Annotated in this window: 14 protein-coding genes; 8 read left to right on the top strand and 6 right to left on the bottom strand. The window is 41.7% G+C overall.

Going from position 1 to position 16,966, the window contains the following annotated elements:
* Positions 1–44: 44 nt before the first annotated feature.
* The 4 genes from IRQ78_RS03065 (at position 45) to IRQ78_RS03050 (ending at position 6,012) form a co-directional block, all read left to right on the top strand.
* Positions 45–1,052, top strand: coding sequence for a LacI family DNA-binding transcriptional regulator (locus IRQ78_RS03065; RefSeq protein ID WP_194441309.1), 1,008 nt, complete (start codon positions 45–47; stop codon positions 1,050–1,052).
* Entirely contained in the window at positions 1,049–2,269 is a 1,221-nt protein-coding gene (locus IRQ78_RS03060) for a glycosyltransferase (protein ID WP_194441308.1), read from the top strand. The genes IRQ78_RS03065 and IRQ78_RS03060 overlap by 4 nt, the downstream gene beginning before the upstream one ends.
* 149 nt (positions 2,270–2,418) lie before the next feature.
* Positions 2,419–3,645, top strand: a complete 1,227-nt coding sequence (locus IRQ78_RS03055; protein WP_082389304.1) for a threonine/serine exporter family protein — start codon at positions 2,419–2,421, stop codon at positions 3,643–3,645.
* A gap of 126 nt (positions 3,646–3,771) precedes the next feature.
* Entirely contained in the window at positions 3,772–6,012 is a 2,241-nt protein-coding gene (locus tag IRQ78_RS03050; protein ID WP_194441413.1) for a cytochrome c3 family protein, read from the top strand.
* A 47-nt stretch (positions 6,013–6,059) separates the two neighbouring features.
* Here the strand turns inward: IRQ78_RS03050 and IRQ78_RS03045 are convergent, their stop codons facing one another.
* Positions 6,060–7,556, bottom strand: coding sequence for an arylsulfatase (locus IRQ78_RS03045; protein WP_054553996.1), 1,497 nt, complete (start codon positions 7,554–7,556; stop codon positions 6,060–6,062).
* A 335-nt stretch (positions 7,557–7,891) separates the two neighbouring features.
* Here IRQ78_RS03045 and IRQ78_RS03040 point away from each other — a divergent pair, with 335 nt between their 5' ends.
* The 3 genes from IRQ78_RS03040 to IRQ78_RS03030 all read left to right on the top strand — a co-directional run bounded on the left by IRQ78_RS03040 (position 7,892) and on the right by IRQ78_RS03030 (position 10,467).
* Positions 7,892–8,683: a hypothetical protein gene (locus IRQ78_RS03040; RefSeq protein ID WP_138599386.1), complete on the top strand. Its 792-nt coding sequence runs from the start codon at positions 7,892–7,894 to the stop codon at positions 8,681–8,683.
* A 42-nt stretch (positions 8,684–8,725) separates the two neighbouring features.
* The gene (locus tag IRQ78_RS03035; protein ID WP_323741522.1) at positions 8,726–9,895 is read left to right on the top strand and encodes a BamA/TamA family outer membrane protein; all 1,170 of its coding nucleotides are present in this window, start codon (positions 8,726–8,728) and stop codon (positions 9,893–9,895) included.
* Between the two features lie 110 nt (positions 9,896–10,005).
* Positions 10,006–10,467: a hypothetical protein gene (locus IRQ78_RS03030; RefSeq protein ID WP_054553999.1), complete on the top strand. Its 462-nt coding sequence runs from the start codon at positions 10,006–10,008 to the stop codon at positions 10,465–10,467.
* A gap of 8 nt (positions 10,468–10,475) precedes the next feature.
* On the opposite strand, the gene map is transcribed toward IRQ78_RS03030, so the two are convergent.
* The 4 genes from map to exaC form a co-directional block, all read right to left on the bottom strand.
* Positions 10,476–11,258 carry a type I methionyl aminopeptidase gene (map, locus tag IRQ78_RS03025; protein WP_138599384.1) on the bottom strand — a complete coding sequence of 261 codons (783 nt, stop codon included), beginning with the start codon at positions 11,256–11,258 and terminating at the stop codon, positions 10,476–10,478.
* Positions 11,251–11,457 (bottom strand): ParD-like family protein, encoded by a 207-nt coding sequence (locus IRQ78_RS03020; protein WP_138618367.1) that lies wholly within the window; start codon positions 11,455–11,457, stop codon positions 11,251–11,253. The genes map and IRQ78_RS03020 overlap by 8 nt, the downstream gene beginning before the upstream one ends.
* A 72-nt stretch (positions 11,458–11,529) precedes the next feature.
* Positions 11,530–13,014, bottom strand: a complete 1,485-nt coding sequence (locus IRQ78_RS03015; RefSeq protein ID WP_194441307.1) for a S41 family peptidase — start codon at positions 13,012–13,014, stop codon at positions 11,530–11,532.
* A 655-nt stretch (positions 13,015–13,669) separates the two neighbouring features.
* Positions 13,670–15,190 carry an acetaldehyde dehydrogenase ExaC gene (gene exaC, locus IRQ78_RS03010; RefSeq protein WP_194441306.1) on the bottom strand — a complete coding sequence of 507 codons (1,521 nt, stop codon included), beginning with the start codon at positions 15,188–15,190 and terminating at the stop codon, positions 13,670–13,672.
* Positions 15,191–15,367: 177 nt separating this feature from the next.
* Here exaC and IRQ78_RS03005 point away from each other — a divergent pair, with 177 nt between their 5' ends.
* On the top strand, positions 15,368–16,276 hold the full coding sequence (locus IRQ78_RS03005) for an AraC family transcriptional regulator (protein ID WP_194441305.1): 909 nt from the start codon (positions 15,368–15,370) through the stop codon (positions 16,274–16,276).
* Here IRQ78_RS03005 and IRQ78_RS03000 read toward each other — a convergent pair.
* Complete coding sequence (locus tag IRQ78_RS03000) at positions 16,266–16,937, bottom strand: YoaK family protein (RefSeq protein WP_187489420.1); 672 nt, start codon at positions 16,935–16,937, stop codon at positions 16,266–16,268. The genes IRQ78_RS03005 and IRQ78_RS03000 overlap by 11 nt on opposite strands.
* Positions 16,938–16,966 lie beyond the last annotated feature (29 nt).

The following is a 16,966-nucleotide window of genomic DNA, read 5'->3' as shown; positions in this document are numbered from 1 at the left end:
CGCTAAAATAAGAGCACTCTATTCGCCACTTTTTGCTAATAAAAATGAAAAAATCGACAGGCAAAGTCACAATTTGGGATGTGGCTGAACAAGCACAGGTTTCAAAGTCAACCGTGTCTTTGGTCCTTACCAACAGTGATAAGGTCAGTAAAAAAAGTAAAGAAAAAGTACTGGCTGCCATTGATAAGCTTGGCTATGTGTATAACCGCGATGCTGCAGCCCTACGCAGCAAGCGATCAAACCTAGTCGCGTTGGTTATAAATGACTTAACCAACCCGTATTCAGCTCAGCTTGCTGTTGGTCTCGAAAAACACATCTTTGAGCTTGGCATGCTGCCAATGCTGGTGAATATTGCAGAGTGTGTCGAAAGGCAAACTCAAGTGGTGAAAACCCTAAAAGAATACAACGTATCGGCGTTTATTATGTGTCCAGCACCGGGGACAGAGCAGCAGTGGCAAGATGATTTAATAAATAGTGGTTTTCCGGTTATTAATATCATGCGTGAAATTCCGTTTTCAGCTGCGCCGTGTATTTTGCCTGATAACAAAAAAGGCACACATATTTCGACTAGCCATATTTTATCGCAAGGCATAGAAGAAGTTGCATTTTTAGGCGGCACGGCAGAAATATCTGACTACCATGAACGTTTAAGTGGTTTTTTAGCTGCGCTTGAGCAATTTAATATCACTGACGAAAAACCCGTTATTCAAGCGCCGACAAACCGCCAAGGTGGCCGAGAAGCCTTTAATACCCTTATAAAACAAGCGCCAAATATCAAGGCCATTGTCTGTTTTAATGATGTGATTGCTTACGGCGCGATTGAAGCTATGCGCCAACACGGCCTTGAGCCGGGTAAAGACATTAAAGTTATTGGCTTTGATGACTTAGAAGATTCACGCTTAATGTTGCCCTCTCTTTCAACCATCGCCATTAATGCCGATGAAATCGGTAAACGCACCTGTCAGGTGTTAAAAGAACTATTAGATAAATCAACGCCACCCGTTCGCACCTTGGTGGATGTTAACTTAAAAATACGAGATTCAAGTCAATGAAAAAAGTGTTAGTGATCGGCTATGTATGGCCTGAGCCTAATTCGTCGGCAGCCGGCACCCACATGATGTCACTCTTGCGCGCCTTTCGTGCAGAAAACTGGCAAGTTGAATTTGCAAGCCCAGCGCAAAAAACCGAACACATGGTGGATCTCAGCGAAGATGGCATTACCACACAGGTCATTGCATTAAACTGCTCAAGCTTTGATGAGTACGTGCAAGCGTATAACCCTGATATTGTGATGTTTGATCGCTTTATGATGGAAGAACAGTTCGGTTGGCGAGTCGATAAATACTGCCCTAACGCACTTAAAATTCTTGATACCGAAGATTTACAGTGCCTAAGAAATGCCCGTCACGAAGCTCATAAAGCAGGCCGAGCATTCAGCCATAGTGATTTACACAGCGATATTGCAAAGCGAGAAATCGCGGCAATTTTACGCTCAGACATCAGCTTAATTATCTCGCATTACGAGATGCAGCTACTCAATGACGTTTTCAAAGTTGATAGCGCCCTACTTCACCATTTACCATTTTTGGTTGATTTACAGCATATTCCTACCAGCACCAAAGCATTTGCTGAGCGTAAGCACTTTATGACCATAGGTAATTTTCGTCATGCGCCAAACTGGGATGCAGTGTTGTACTTGCAACAGATTTGGCCGCTGATCCGCAAACAATTACCCGATGCTGAACTCCATATTTATGGCTCTTACCCACCGCCTAAGGCGACAGCGCTTAACAATCCAAAAACCGGCTTCTTAATCAAAGGCTGGGCAGATGATGCTTATCAAGTTATGGAAGATGCCCGAGTATGTTTATCGCCACTGCGTTTTGGGGCGGGTATTAAGGGTAAGTTACTCGAAGCGATGATCATGCAAACGCCGAGCGTAACAACCCCTATTGGTAGTGAAGGCATGCATCAAGATGAGCCTTGGTCAGGCGCAATCTGTGAAGATGCAAAGCAATTTGCAGGTGCTGCAGTAGCACTTTATCAAGATGAAGCGTTATTTACTCAGGCACAGCAAAATGGCCAGCAGTTATTGCAAAAATATTATGATAAATCAAAACTTCAGTCGCAGTTAATCGCTAAAATCACCACCATTAGTGAGTCATTAGCGCAGCATAGACAGCAAAATTTTACCGGCCAAATGCTTAAACATCACACCATGCGTTCGACCCAATACATGGCGCAGTGGATTGAAGCAAAAAATAAGTAATTTTGCCGTAAATAACACTAGACATAGCGGCTTTTGTCGCTAAAATCGCGCTGGTCAATTTAAGCGATATAGTCTAGCTATTAGACTATATCTTATTGAATTTTGGTCTATCCTTAACTGAACAATTTAACCTTTGGTTCAAAACGCCTTTGAAAACCGCAACGTTTACTGAAAAACGAAAATTTATCGTGAAGCTTGGCAAAATGCTTCATAAATACGGTACACCTGCATACCGACTAGAAGCGCACTTAATGGAAGTTGCGACTTACCTCGGTTTAAAATCATCTTTTGTTATGTCGCCAACATCCGTGACTTTTGTGATCTGGACAGATGGTCATGAAGAAGAGTATACCCATGTGGCGCGTGTTGATCCGGGCGATCATGACTTAGGCTCGCTGGCAGATACCGATGACTTAGTAAACAAAATGCTTAATGGCGAGCTGACGCTACAAGAAGTCGATAAACAGCTCGATATTATTTACACCATGCCAAACCCATATAATAAATTTATGACTGGCGTTGCATTTGCGACCTCAGGTGGGGCATTTGCCATGTTGATGGGGACTAGCTGGAATGATGTATTTTGGTCAGCACTGATCACCTTAGTGGTGTATTTATTTGTACTTTGGTCAACACGCTCTAAGCGTGTTGCGCATATGCTTGAACCATTAGTTGCCATTGTTTCTGCGATGATTGCCTGCGCTGTAAGCGTATACCTTGATGCCCAAATAAACATACGACTGGTGGTACTTTCAGCCATCATTGTATTTATACCCGGCTTAGCATTAGCCCTCGGTTTAGCAGAGTTAGCGGCAAGGCATTTAGTATCTGGTACAGCTCGGGTGATGGACTCATTCATGCTGCTGTTTAAACTGTATTTTGGTGCTTTTATTGGTATCGGTATTGGTTTTGCTATTTTTGGACAAAGTGATTTTGTGCAACCGGAACCATTACCAAAGTGGACAGCCTGGCTTGCTATCTTCATGTTATGTAGCAGCCTAATCGTTATTTTTAGAACAAAATTAAAGCATGCAGTTTGGTCAATCGCTTCTGGCTTTATCGCGTATGGCACAAGTATTGGTTCAGCCATGTATCTAGACTACACATTAGGTACATTTGTTGGTGCTTTATCTGTCGGGGTATTCAGTAACTTGTTTAACCGTGTTGCAAATGCACCCGCCTCTATTGTAGCCATGCAAGGTTTAATTGTTTTAGTACCTGGAAGTAAAACCTATATCGGTTTGAATTCATTAATTGAAGGTCAAGATTTCGTTTATGCGGAGCATATAGGCCAACAAACCTTCTTGATATTTATGTCATTAGTGGCGGGGCTTATCTTCGCTAACGTTGCGCTGCCACCGAAGAAAAGTCTATAACTTACTAAGCCCGAGCTTCTCGGGCTTTTTTATATCCCCGTTTTAACAAGCCGACTTTGCTTATCTGTAACAAACTGATATAACTCATAAGTGCATGTGGTAAAAATAAAAAGGATTTATTCTGTGATGAGATTGGCTTGGCTGTTATGTAGCTTTTTCGCATTTAGTGTGTTTGCAGAGTCCCAGTGTGTTAACTGTCATCAAAGCCAAGTTGCAGACTGGCAAACATCCCATCATTTTCATGCTATGGAAAAAGCCACTCCCGCTTCAGTGCTTGGCAATTTCAACGAACAAACCCTCGACTATCAAGGTCAGCAGGCGCGCTTTTTTCAAAAAGACCAACAGCTTTTTATAAGCATGCCAAACCTTGATGGCAAGTTGACTGACTACCCTGTTTTATACACATTTGGCTATGAGCCATTGCAGCAATACATGTTTAATATGGGCAAAGGCCACATACAACTGTTTCCATTTGCGTGGGACTCACGCACTAAAACAGACGGCGGTCAGCGCTGGTTTGTACTGCATCCTGAGCAGAAACAACACGACCTTTTTCATTGGTCGCAAAAAGGCCAAAACTGGAATCATATGTGTGCCGATTGTCACTCAACTGATTTCAAAAAGCAATTTGACCTTAAAACGAATAGCTTTGATTCAACTTATTCAAGCATTAACGTGAGCTGTAAAGCGTGTCATGGCGACACACAAGCGCATTTAAAATGGGCTGATGGCGATAGCAGTATTGCTGATAAAGGCTTTACTCATAATATTAAAAAGCAAACCCCGCTTTTTACCCAAGAAATCGATGGCAGTATGCAAAGCGTGCAGCCTCTGGTAAAAAGCGAGCAAGTGCAAGTGTGTGCAACATGCCATGCTCGCCGCTCACAGCTTGATGACCGCAAAGACCCACATAGCTTTTTACAACACTTTCAAGGCTCATTACTCACTCCAGAGCTTTATCACGTTGATGGTCAAGTGTGGGACGAAGACTATGTTTGGGGTTCATTTTTACAAAGTAAAATGTTCAATGCCGGGGTAACATGTAGTAACTGCCATAACCCTCATTCGGGTAAATTAAAGCTACCGGGTAATCAAACCTGTACGCAATGTCATAGCCAAGAGGTGTTCGACACGCCAAAACATCACGGTCATAAAGTGGCAAGTACTGGTAGCCAATGTGTTGATTGTCATATGCCTGCGACCACCTATATGCAAGTGGATGCAAGGCGCGACCACAGCTTTCGGGTACCACGTCCAGACTTAACATTAAAAACCAATGCCCCAAATGCCTGTAATAGCTGCCATGAAGACAAGACGCCACAATGGGCGGTTGCTAAAATAAAAGGCTGGCATCCACATTCAAAGCACCTTGGCACTGCGCATTTTTCTGAGGCGTTTTATGCCGCGGATATCCGTTTGCCTAATGCATCAACCATGCTGACCAAAATCGTGCAAGATAAAGGCTTTCCTGAGATCATCCGTGCATCAGCATTAAGCCGCTTAGCCGCAAGCCAAGATAACAATGCTGTCGTCGCGATTGCTCGCTCAGTAAAAGACAGCGAACCATTAAAACGCCAAGCAGCCATTGAGGCGGCGATGCCGTTTGATATCAACCAGCGCTGGCGCCTGTTGAACCCGCTTTTAGATGATGAAAATTTGCCTATCAGAGCCGAAGCTGCACGAGCACTTGCAGGTATGTTAACTCAACCATTTCCAGCAGGTCTTAATGAGCAAGACAGCAAGCGCTTAAATTCAGCCCTTGATGAATACAAAGGCATTCAAGAGTACCAAGCAGAGCGTGGCTATTCACACACCAATTTAGGCAATTTGGCGCTCACATTACAAAAGCCTGAGCAAGCCAAAGCACATTACCTGCAAGCAATCAGTGTTGAGCCTATTTTTGCTCCCGCTTATGTCAATTTAGCAGATTTATACCGTAATCAAGGCGATGAAAAAGCAGCGCAAGCCATCTTAATACAAGGCTTAGACGTTAACCTAGAAAGCGCCGACATACATTATGCCCTGGCAATGAGCCTTATTCGCGCAAAACAAAAAAACACCGCTCTTAACCATTTACAAAAAGCAGCGCAGTTTGCACAAGAAAATGCAAACTATCAGTTTACCTACGCTTTGCTATTACAAGATTTAGGCAACATGCCAGCGGCCATCTCAGCCCTTGAGCGCGCATTTAATTTAACACCGAATAACCCAGATATCAGCTACAGTTTGGCACAGTGGTATGTGGCAGAAGAGAACTACAGCCAAGCGCTGTTTTATGCCAGAAACCTAGCCCGCCTGGTACCGGGTAACCAGCAAGTTGAGCAGTTTGTGAAACAGCTTGAAATGATGAATAGCATTAATCATTAAGCATTAAAAAAGGGCCAAGTAGGCCCTTTTCAACTTATGGTTAATAATTAATGCCCATAGTTTAGTGATTTTGCTTTTTCGATTGCTTCATTCACGTTAAGTGACGCTGCTTCTTGACGTGGAGGGAATTCAACAAAGGTTTGAACATGTTCATTTAACTTAGCAATAATCGGCTGCATCAACCAACTCTTACGCATGATTTGATGAAAACCAGTCACCCCATCATAGTGTTCTAATGGATCTTTACGTAAATTAAATAATTTAGGCATACTGTGAGTTACCATATCTTCGTAATATAAGCCATTTGGTTTGGTCGCGAAGTGCATTTTCCATGGACCAAAACGTACCGCCGTAAGTTGTGACTCATAGTAATAAAAGAAATAGTTACGTGCAGATTTATCAGCTTTACCAGTCCAATAAGCTAGGTTGTTTTCACCATCAATATACACTTTGTCTGACTTTTTAAGCTTTTCACGTAAGTTCTTTTCACCTAATGCAGCAGCAACTGTAGGGAAAACATCTTCATGTGATGAAATGCCATTGAGCTTTAAGCCTTTTGGTATTTCATCAGGCCAGCGTACCAAGAAAGGCACGCGCACGCCCCCTTCCCAGGTTGTCATTTTTTCACCACGGAACTCAGTGGTTCCTGCATCAGGCCAGCTTGATTGCTCAGGACCATTATCGCTGGTGTAAATAACAATGGTGTTATCGGCAATTTTTAGCTCATCAAGTTTATCTAGTAGCTTGCCAACATGACCATCATGCTCCATCAAGCCACTACCAAAAATATCTTCTTCAGAACTAATGCCTGTCGCTAAATTTCGGCTTTCAGGTTTTAGGTGAGTGTAAACATGCATACGACTTGTGGCATGCCAAATAAAGAATGGTTTTTTCGCTTTAACTGCGCGTTCCATAAAGTTAAGTGAGCGCTCTAACACTTCTTCATCAAACGTTTCCATTCGTTTGCGAGTAAGTGGGCCAGTATCAGTGATTTTGCCATTGGCGTAAGATTCAATCACACCACGCGGGCCAAACTTTTTAACAAACTTAGGATCTTTAGGGTAATCAGCCTGCTCGGGTTCTTCAGACACATTTAAGTGGTACAAATTTCCGTAAAATTCATCAAAGCCATGCTTTGTTGGTAAGTGCTCATCTAAATCACCTAAATGATTTTTACCATATTGAGCCGTCATATAACCGCGAGCTTTTAAAAATTCGGCTAAGGTAGGATCGGCTTCTTTTATACCAAGAGGGTTACCAGGTTGACCTACCGTGGTTAAGCCTGTCCGCACAGGCAACTGCCCCATTAAAAATGCTGCACGGCCCGCAGTACAGCTAGGTTGTGCATAATGATCAGTAAACAATGCACCTTCGTTAGCAATGCGATCAATATTAGGGGTTGGGTAGGTCATACCGTGTGAGTATGCACTGAGTGAGATTGGCGCAACGTCATCAACCATTATGGCCAATACGTTTGGCTTATCAGCTGCAAGGCTTACCGTTGAAACCAAACCGCAAATAGCTGCCGCTATTAGTTTTTTCATAAATCATCCTTTATTAGTTAAAGCAATACCTTTCACTCACAATGAGCTTTCATCAGTATAGATGAAAAAACGGTCGATTCTAGCTCTTACCTTTATATACATTGGCCTCTATCAATAAAACCACCTATTTTCTATAAACCGCTTTTGAAATTAATAATTAATACCTAACAACAAATACTTAGTGAACTTTTTAGCTATACTAAAAAACTAATACTCCATAAATTTTAAGTACTGGATCCCCATATTTTCGCCCTCAATTAGGATTGAACAAGAACAAAAAATAGACTATAACTAACTAATGAAACAGCCTTTTTATCTCTGTGTAAGGACAACACATGACTTCATATCACCTCATCACACTAATTAGTATTGGGGTTTCTTTTTCCAGTTATGCGGATAATCAAAAAGAAGTACAAGACATGTCAGATCCTCTGGCTGTTTATACTCAAATAGGCTTTGGTACCACTAACAAAGGGCTAAACTTAAAAGTAGGCCAAGCATACGATACAGGTATCGCAACAACTGCCGGAATGAATGTTATTGAAGTAAAAGGCATATATGGCGATGCACTAGGCTGGGAAAGCGACAGCAAAACAACAGATTCTATCGACTCGTTTCGCTTTCGAAACTTCTCTGTTGATTTGAGCTCTATGAGTGCAACGCAAATTGATGCTAACTATAACCTTAATGCCAATCTTGTTGCTGACGAAAGTATGGATGTTTCGTACAGCTTTATTAAAGCTTTAAAACCTATGGGACGTTTCACGTTCTATCCGTTAGCTGGTGTGGGTGCATCGCTTGGTGAAAATACCCTAGAAGATGACGGCAGTCGTGACAGTGGTTATTCCATTATGGGTGCTTATGGTTTAGTGGGTATGTACGCTAAAGTGACAATTAACGATAAAATATGGCTTAACTACAATCCATTTTGGCTAACCACTATCGGCGGTAGTGATAACTACAAAGACCATTACTATGGGTTGAACCAAAGCCATATTTTAACTCATGAATTCGCCGCAAGTTACCAAATAAACCCGCGAATGAATCTCCGCTATTTTGCAAATTGGAATGAAAACGTTGACTTTGTGGATGGCGACCACCGTCTCGAGTTTAATTATCAACTATAAATTAAGATTTGAAGAAGAATAAACTACAGGGTAAGGGATTAAGTGAAAAAAGTAGTACTAATAAATATGTTGGCGGTAAGTTTACTAAGCACTGAAAGCTTTGCATCAAGTTACGATGAATATGCAATAAAACCTGCCGAGCAACAATTAAGCAATCAACAACAAAAAGTTGATGAACCTATTTCATTTTTGCCCATCCCGACGTTTATTACAGAGCCAGCTGTAGGGCCTGGCCTTGGTGTTGTAGGCCTTTTTTTTCATGACAACGAGAAGAAGGCTAAAAAGGAGAAAAAAGAGGGCTCTACCCTACCACAAAGCATTAGTTTAGTTGGCCTTATGGGCACTAAAAATGGCACCAAAGGCGGCGCTGTTGGCCACATTACGTTTTGGGATGAAGACCGAATTCGCTATCAAGGGATTGTTGGCTGGGCGAGTATCAATCTTGATTTTTATACCTTCGATGAAATAAAGCTTCTCACGCCATTATCGTTAAATATTGAAGGTCCTGCTGTGTTCCAAAATCTTAAGTTACGCTATGAAGATAGTAACTTCTTTTACGGTTTTAAACAGATTTATCGCCAAGTTGATATTAGCTTAGCCGATAACCCTATCGAAGATTTTTTACTTGAAAACGACATTATCAAGGAGCACCTTTCACTTGATGTAAATACGTCAGGTATCGGTCCGCTACTGGAATACGATAGCCGAGATAACCCGCTTAACCCTGAACGTGGCTTTAATTACAAGGCCGAATATTTATATTTTGATGAGGCTATTGGCAGTAAGGTTAATTACACCAGTCTAAAGCTAACCGCCTTAAACTATTGGCGTTACACCGATAAGTTTAATTTTGCTTTACGCATGCAGTATGACTCGGTTAATAATCGAGGTGAGAAACGCTTACCGGTTTACATTCCGCCAAGTATTAGCTTGCGTGGGGTGTCAGCAACGCGTTATCAAGGCCTAGATGTATTTGTTACTGAAGCTGAAGCAAGCTATAAAGTCACACATAAAATAAAACTCAATGTGTTTACTGGTATGGGCTGGGCAGCCGATAGCTTTTCTGACTTATCAAAGGCTGAAACCATTGATACTGTGGGTGCAGGGTTTCGCTATTTGATTGATGAACATTACGGTATCAGCATTGGTTTAGATGTAGCCCATGGTCCTGAACAAAATGCTATATACATTCAAGCAGGTTCTACCTGGTAGCAAAACCAGTGCTTTTTCACTAGTTTTCAAGAAAATCCAAACCAAAAGATTGAATTCGTTGATTTCACTGCTATTATCAAAAGCTCAATAAATATTCAGGGATTGAACGGATGCATAAAAAAGTATCAACAAACCATTATCCATTCAAAAACTTTAAACCTCACGGCCTTGTTGAGTTTTATCAACGTGAAAATACACTTTTAACAACCGCAACAGGTCCTTTCAATGAAGAGATTATTGACGCGCACTCTTTTATGCAAAAGGATTACATCAATAAGCTCAACGCTGATTACGGCCAGTGGTTTGAATTAGTTGAATTTAAAAATTCGTGTATGGCAACCCCTGATGCACTTGAAAAGTTAATGGTGTATTTTGTTGAACTCAAGCGTAAGGGCATTGCACCAGCCAAAACAGCCTTAGTCATAAAAGATGGGCTTGAAGGCGGTAGCTTGCTGAGTGATACCTACTGCAATTTGTATAAACGAGCAGGCTTGATAATGAATGTATTTAAGTCAAAAACAGCGGCCCTTAACTGGTTAGCAGAAGAGCCCGTTGCTGAATTAGCCTGTTAACACACTATTTAATTTAAAAAGTGTTGCTCTTCTTCGCGTAAGGTCAACACTTCAACTCCCTCAGCCGTTACTGCTAAAGTGTGCTCCCATTGCGCAGAAAGCTTTTTATCTCTTGTAACCACAGTCCAGCCATCAGGCTTGGTTTTTACTTTAGCAGCCCCTTGATTGATCATTGGCTCAATTGTAAAGGTCATCCCCTCTTTTAATACCAGCCCGGTATTTTTCTTGCCATAATGTAATACCTGTGGCTCTTCGTGCATTTGCTGGCCGATACCATGACCACAGTATTCTTTAACCACACTATAACCATGTTGATGAGCAAAGTTTGCAATCGCATTACCAATATCCCCCAGCCTCACGCCTGGTTTTACCATTTTAATCGCGTGCCACAGGGCTTGCTGGGTGCTATCTACCAAACGCTTTGCTAAAGGCGATACATCTCCAATTAAGTACATTTTGCTCGAGTCAGCTAAATAGCCATTTTTCTCAAGAGTGATATCAATATTCACAATATCGCCAGCTTTTAAAATACCCTTCTCGCTTGGAAAACCATGACATACCACCTCGTTCACAGAGGCATTTAGTACATAAGGGTAGCCGTACTGCCCTTTACTTGATGGCCTTGCTTGTAACTGCTCAACGATGTAGCGCTCAACGAGATCGTTTATTTCCATTGTAGTCACTCCCTCTTTTACAAAAGGGTCGAGATAAGCAAATACATCAGCAAGTAATCGACCAGACTCTCGCATCAAAGCAATTTCGTCTGCATTTTTAATTACAACTTTACTCATCACTCATATCCTTAGCCTTCACATCAGCTTGACGAAGTTGCTCTTTGATAATATCGCTGTAAGTCATGGTGGGGTTAAGCTCTGCAAGCATCCCTATTTTAATCCAATACTCAGATTGTGAGTTGATTGAGCGTACCATCGCTGTGCTTGCTTTACGGATTTCTTCGTGTAGCTCATCGCTTATTTTAACAATACCCATCATGTGACCTATATATGAAACGTATATAGATCGTATTCATATAATATAAAAAAGCAAGAAGAACTTGTTTAATTACAACTCAGCAATCATTTTAACAAGCGCTTGCGTTGTCCATTCAAGTTCATTGAATTGAATATCAGGTTGATAATAAAAGCCTTTTTCTCGGGGTCTGTTCACATAGACCTTTATCGGCAGAATGACTTTAGCAAAACCTGAAGGTAGGGTTTCGAGCCTCACTTCCATATAGGTAGAATCGGTACTACTTGGTGCGCCAACTAACTGTGTGTTTGCAAATAATTTAAAACTATCAAGTGCGTCTAAACAGGCGCTGGCACATTGCCCTGGCACAATCACATAAACCGGTGTAGTAAACTTGCTGGCGTTTTTTGGCAATGCTGGCTGCTCTGCTGCAGGTATCTCAACATAAAAATGTTCACCTTTTTCATAAGCCGCCTGCATACTTTCGTGAGTCGTCTTTAACCATTGATACCAAGGGCTAGCTTTATCATATCTTGCGACTACATCGCCAAAATAGTCAGTATTGCCTTTAGAAGCACGCCACCACACTTGGGTATTTTTGTGTAACTCATAGCGGCCATATTTAAACTGTTCACTACCCCAAAGTGCTGAGGCTATTTGCTCACTCCACATCGATGAGCCACCTTGATTATGGCGAAGATCAAGCACCACAGCTTTAGCTTGCATTAACTTATCATGTTGCTGTTCAATGGCGCTCAGCATCGTTTGGTAATCTGCTTGCTGCTGCTCATTGGGTGCATACGTTGGCATACTGATCCACGCAATATCCTTTAAAGGCCAATTAAGCTCAATTGGTAACTTGTCGCCGTTGTAAGCATGTTTAAGTTTACCACTGACATCATCAGGCCTAATACGCCAATTTAACTTTAAGCTGTAAACAGAGCCGTCGGCTTTTTCAAATGTGCAGCTTTCAAGTGGCGATAAAAACGGGTTTCCGTCATCAATAGTTAGTCGCCAGCCATGATTCCACCAACTACCAGGTTGCTCAACTTCGCCGTAATAGCGAAAAACACGCTCAACGAGCAAAGTATTAATTGCTGTATTATCACAGCTTACGAGCTTATCGCCCTTGGCAACTGTATCTAATTCGCTGTAATACACTTTTAACGCATCATCGCGCCATACAGTTGAAAAGCCCGGCCAACTTCTTTGTGGTTTTAATTCACTTGGTAAGGTATCAATCGCTCCCGCATGACCATCTTGTAGTACAGTTCTAAAACGTGCAATAGCCGCAGCAAAACCTTGTGAACTATGCGCTTTTACAGCCAGCTTTAAGCCTTCTTGCTTTGCTTTTTCAAGCTGTTTAGCAAAACCAGGGTTACGTGCATCATGCATCCCTGGGTGATTGATAACCGATAATTGGTAAGCCGCTTCAACATCTTTTATAGCAAGTTCAGACCAATTAATTTTAGAGTGAGTGACTGTACGCCCCTCATCGGCGCGACATAGATTAACACCAAAAGGGCTAAAGTTTAGAGCTGTAAAGATGAGTGATAAGTAAAGCGTCAAACGTTTCATAAAAATCCATTTTAAATAATTATTATGTTTAAAAAACACCCTATTTAATCACTAAGGCATTGTTGTGGCAATAAAAAGTACTTCACATGCTAATAGATTAAAAAAATTCATCTATCAGGTTTATTTTAATCGTTTGTCGAATTAGAAGGATTACTCTAAAGTTAACTCATCAGCGCTTTTAAGCTAAACAGCTTCACACCATTGAGCGTGTTTGCGCTAACCGAATTGTTGTCACAAAAAGTCTAGCTTGTGTGTTCTCTGGGCTTTTTTATATACCGAGTCACTGCATACGTGGTGACTCAACCAAATTGTTGTCAAAAGCTTAGTTTGTGTGTTCTCTAAGCTTTTTTATTCCGAGTCATTGCACACGCGGTGACTCAACAAATTGTTGTCAAAAGCTTAGTTTGTGTGTTCTCTAAGCTTTTTTATTCCGAGTCATTGCACACGCGGTGACTCACCAAATTGTTGTCAAAAGCTTAGTTTGTGTGTTCTCTAAGCTTTTTTATTCCGAGTCACTGCACACGCGGTGACTCCACCAAATTGTTGTCGAAAAGCCTGGCTTGTGTGTTCGCCGGGCTTTTTTATGCCCGTTATAAAATAAAAACGCCACTAGATGTGGCGTTTGGGTAGTTTCGACAACAATAAGAAATTGCTTTTAGAAGAAGCCCAGTGGATTCTCACTGTAACTTACTAATAGGTTTTTAGTTTGTTGGTAATGATCAAGGGCAAGTTTATGTGTTTCGCGGCCTATGCCTGACTTTTTATAACCACCAAACGCAGCGTGTGCTGGGTACATGTGATAGCAGTTGGTCCAAACACGGCCCGCTTCAATCTTACGACCAAAGCGATAAGCACGGTTCATGTTTCGACTCCATACACCAGCACCTAAGCCAAACTCAGAACTATTAGCAAGGGCTAACGCTTCGTCTTCATCTTTAAAAGTCGACATTGAAATAACCGGGCCAAAAATCTCTTCTTGGAACACGCGCATGTCGTTAGTGCCTTTTAATAGCGTTGGTTGAATGTAGTAACCGCCATTAAACTCATCAGACAGTTGCTCGACTTCGCCGCCAGCGAGAACTTCGGCCCCTTCTTGTTTACCAATTTCGATGTAGCTTAGGATCTTATCAAACTGAGCTTGTGATGCTTGAGCACCCACCATAGTTTCGGTATCAAGTGGATTACCCCGTTTAATTTGTAGAGTTCGGGCAAGAACACGCTCAATAAATTGCTCATAAATATCTTCTTGAATAAATAAACGCGATGGACACGTACACACTTCACCTTGGTTAAAGTACGCAAGTACAGCCCCTTCAATCGCTTTACTCAAAAACTCATCGTCTTTTTCCATGACATCGTTAAAGAAGATATTTGGTGATTTACCACCTAGCTCAACCGTCGAAGGAATAATATTATCAGCAGCGCATTTTAAAATATGTGAACCCACTGGCGTTGAGCCTGTAAAGGCAATCTTCGCAATTCGAGTACTGGTTGCCAGCGCTTCGCCTGCTTCTTTACCATAGCCGTTAACCACATTTAGAACACCTGCAGGCAATAAATCACCAATCACTTCAAGCAACACTAATATAGATGTAGGCGTTTGTTCAGCTGGTTTTAAAACAATACAGTTACCCGCAGCAAGGGCTGGTGCAAGTTTCCACGCCGCCATTAACAATGGAAAGTTCCAAGGAATAATTTGCCCTACTACACCCAGTGGCTCATGAAAATGATAGGCAACCGTGGTTTCGTCTATCTCACCGATTGAACCTTCTTGCGCACGCACACAACCTGCGAAATAGCGAAAGTGATCAGCCGCGAGTGGCACGTCTGCCGCAAGTGTTTCACGGATTGCTTTACCGTTATCCCAGGTTTCGGCCACTGCCAGCATTTCTAGGTTTTGTTCAATGCGATCAGCAATTTTTAATAAGATATTGCTACGCTCGGTAACCGACGTTGTTCCCCATGCCGCTTTTGCATCGTGGGCTTTATCAAGTGCCAGCTCGATATCTTCTTTTGATGAACGAGGTACTTTACAAAACACTTTGCCGTTTACTGGACTAATGTTTTCAAAGTATTCTCCTTTTACAGGGGCAACCCACTGGCCACCAATATAATTCTCATACTGCGCTTTAAAGTTAACTTTTGCACCTTCACTGCCTGGATTTGCATAAATCATAATGTGTTCTCTCTTCAAATTGTTGTGTTTTATTTAGCATTGACTAAATTATGCGGTAGGTTATTGTTTAATGAACCGCTAACAATTGAAGTTAGCTCAGTTACTGAAAACACACTTGATTCCTAGTCCAGACTTTTTGACTATTTGTCCAGAATTTAGGACGACAGCGAGGCAACAATGAACACATCAGTTAGTAGCAGAAGTTTAGATAAAAAACGACAACGTATTGATGTGCTTATTGAAAATAAAGTCAGTTTTGCGGGCGAACATGCCGAATTAAGTATTTACGACACTTACTTAGATGCCCAAAAAGTGGCGTTACATTCCACTGAATTATTATTTTGTGGCATGATCAGCGGTAAAAAAATCATGCATGTTGCCGACAGTGATTATCATGAAGAGTTTTTACCAAACCAATCATTTGTACTTGCCCCAGAACAAGGGGTGCTAATAGACTTTCCCAATGCATCTCTCAATCAGCCAACAACCTGTTTAGCGATTGAAATCAGTACCGATAAAATAAGCCAAGTAGTTGATGCTCTTAATTTTAACCAGCAAATTACGCAAGATGACTTTTTTCAATATCAAACCAAGTTAGTGCACGCCCAGCATAATCCGCAAACTCAACAACTGCTGGAGCGCATGATCACCCTATTTAGCGAAAATGAACAACACCGCGATTACTTAATTGATTTATCACTTAATGAACTCATAACCCGCCTGTTACAGCAGCAAAGCCGAGATTTAATGATTGCAAGTTGTAAGCAAGGCAAGCTCGCAACTCCGTTAAGTCATGTAGTTAGTTATATAGAACAGCACCTTGCTGAGAATATTGATATTGATGTGTTATGCAAGATAGCGTGTATGAGCCGCAGTAAATTTTATCAGCAATTTAAACTAGCATTTGGTGTTACACCCGCTCACTGGCAACAGCAATTACGCTTACAAAAAGCGTATAAACTGCTCAAAAAAGGGGAGGCGATTAGCCAAGTTTGTTATCAATTAGGCTTTAATAACCCGAGCCATTTTAGTCGCGTGTTTAAACAAGCCTTTGGTACAACACCTAAGAGTATTGCTAATCATTAAATTCTGGATTTCGATGAGAATAAACGCGATAGATTAAGGCAAGTAAAATACAGATGGCACTTGGTACATAAAGCGCAGCAAAAGTCATTTTTGCAAATAACCACGCCCCTGCTAAGCCACCAAATATAAAGCCTATAATGATTAGGCCGAACAGCTTAGCCTTACGTTTATCAAGCGCCTCGCCACGAAAAACCCGACCAAACATAATACCTAAATCAGTAAAAATACCCGTAACATGGGTAGTACGCACAATTGCACCACTGTAAGTTGTTGCCAAGGCGTTTTGTAACCCACATGCCGCAGAAGCTAAAAAATGTCCATAGCCCGAGCCATTAAATAATAACCAAAGTGCGCCCAGTAAAAGCCCTGCTTCGATCAGCAATGCCGTGTCGTAATGACGACCTAGTTTAAGTGCTGAACTATGTAGCAAAAAACCAGCAATACCAGACCCAACTAAAAATGACAGTAATACGCCTAATAAATGTAACGCATCAAGGCTATTGCCATGCATGAGATCTGTGCCAAGCAAGGTTGCGGTTCCCGATAAATGCGATACCGCTTGATGCTCAAAGCTAAGTAAACCAACTGCATTCACACACCCAGCCACCAGCGCCAAAATAAATGCGCCAATCTCAACCCATTTTGGTAACTTAGAAATCACTCGCTACTCGCCTTTTTCTCACCCTCGTA

This window comes from Pseudoalteromonas simplex (assembly GCF_015278155.1).
GTDB classification, from domain to species: Bacteria; Pseudomonadota; Gammaproteobacteria; order Enterobacterales; family Alteromonadaceae; genus Pseudoalteromonas; species Pseudoalteromonas simplex.
The sequence above is the reverse complement of the archived record's forward strand: the minus strand, read 5'-3'. Positions and strand labels throughout refer to the sequence as shown.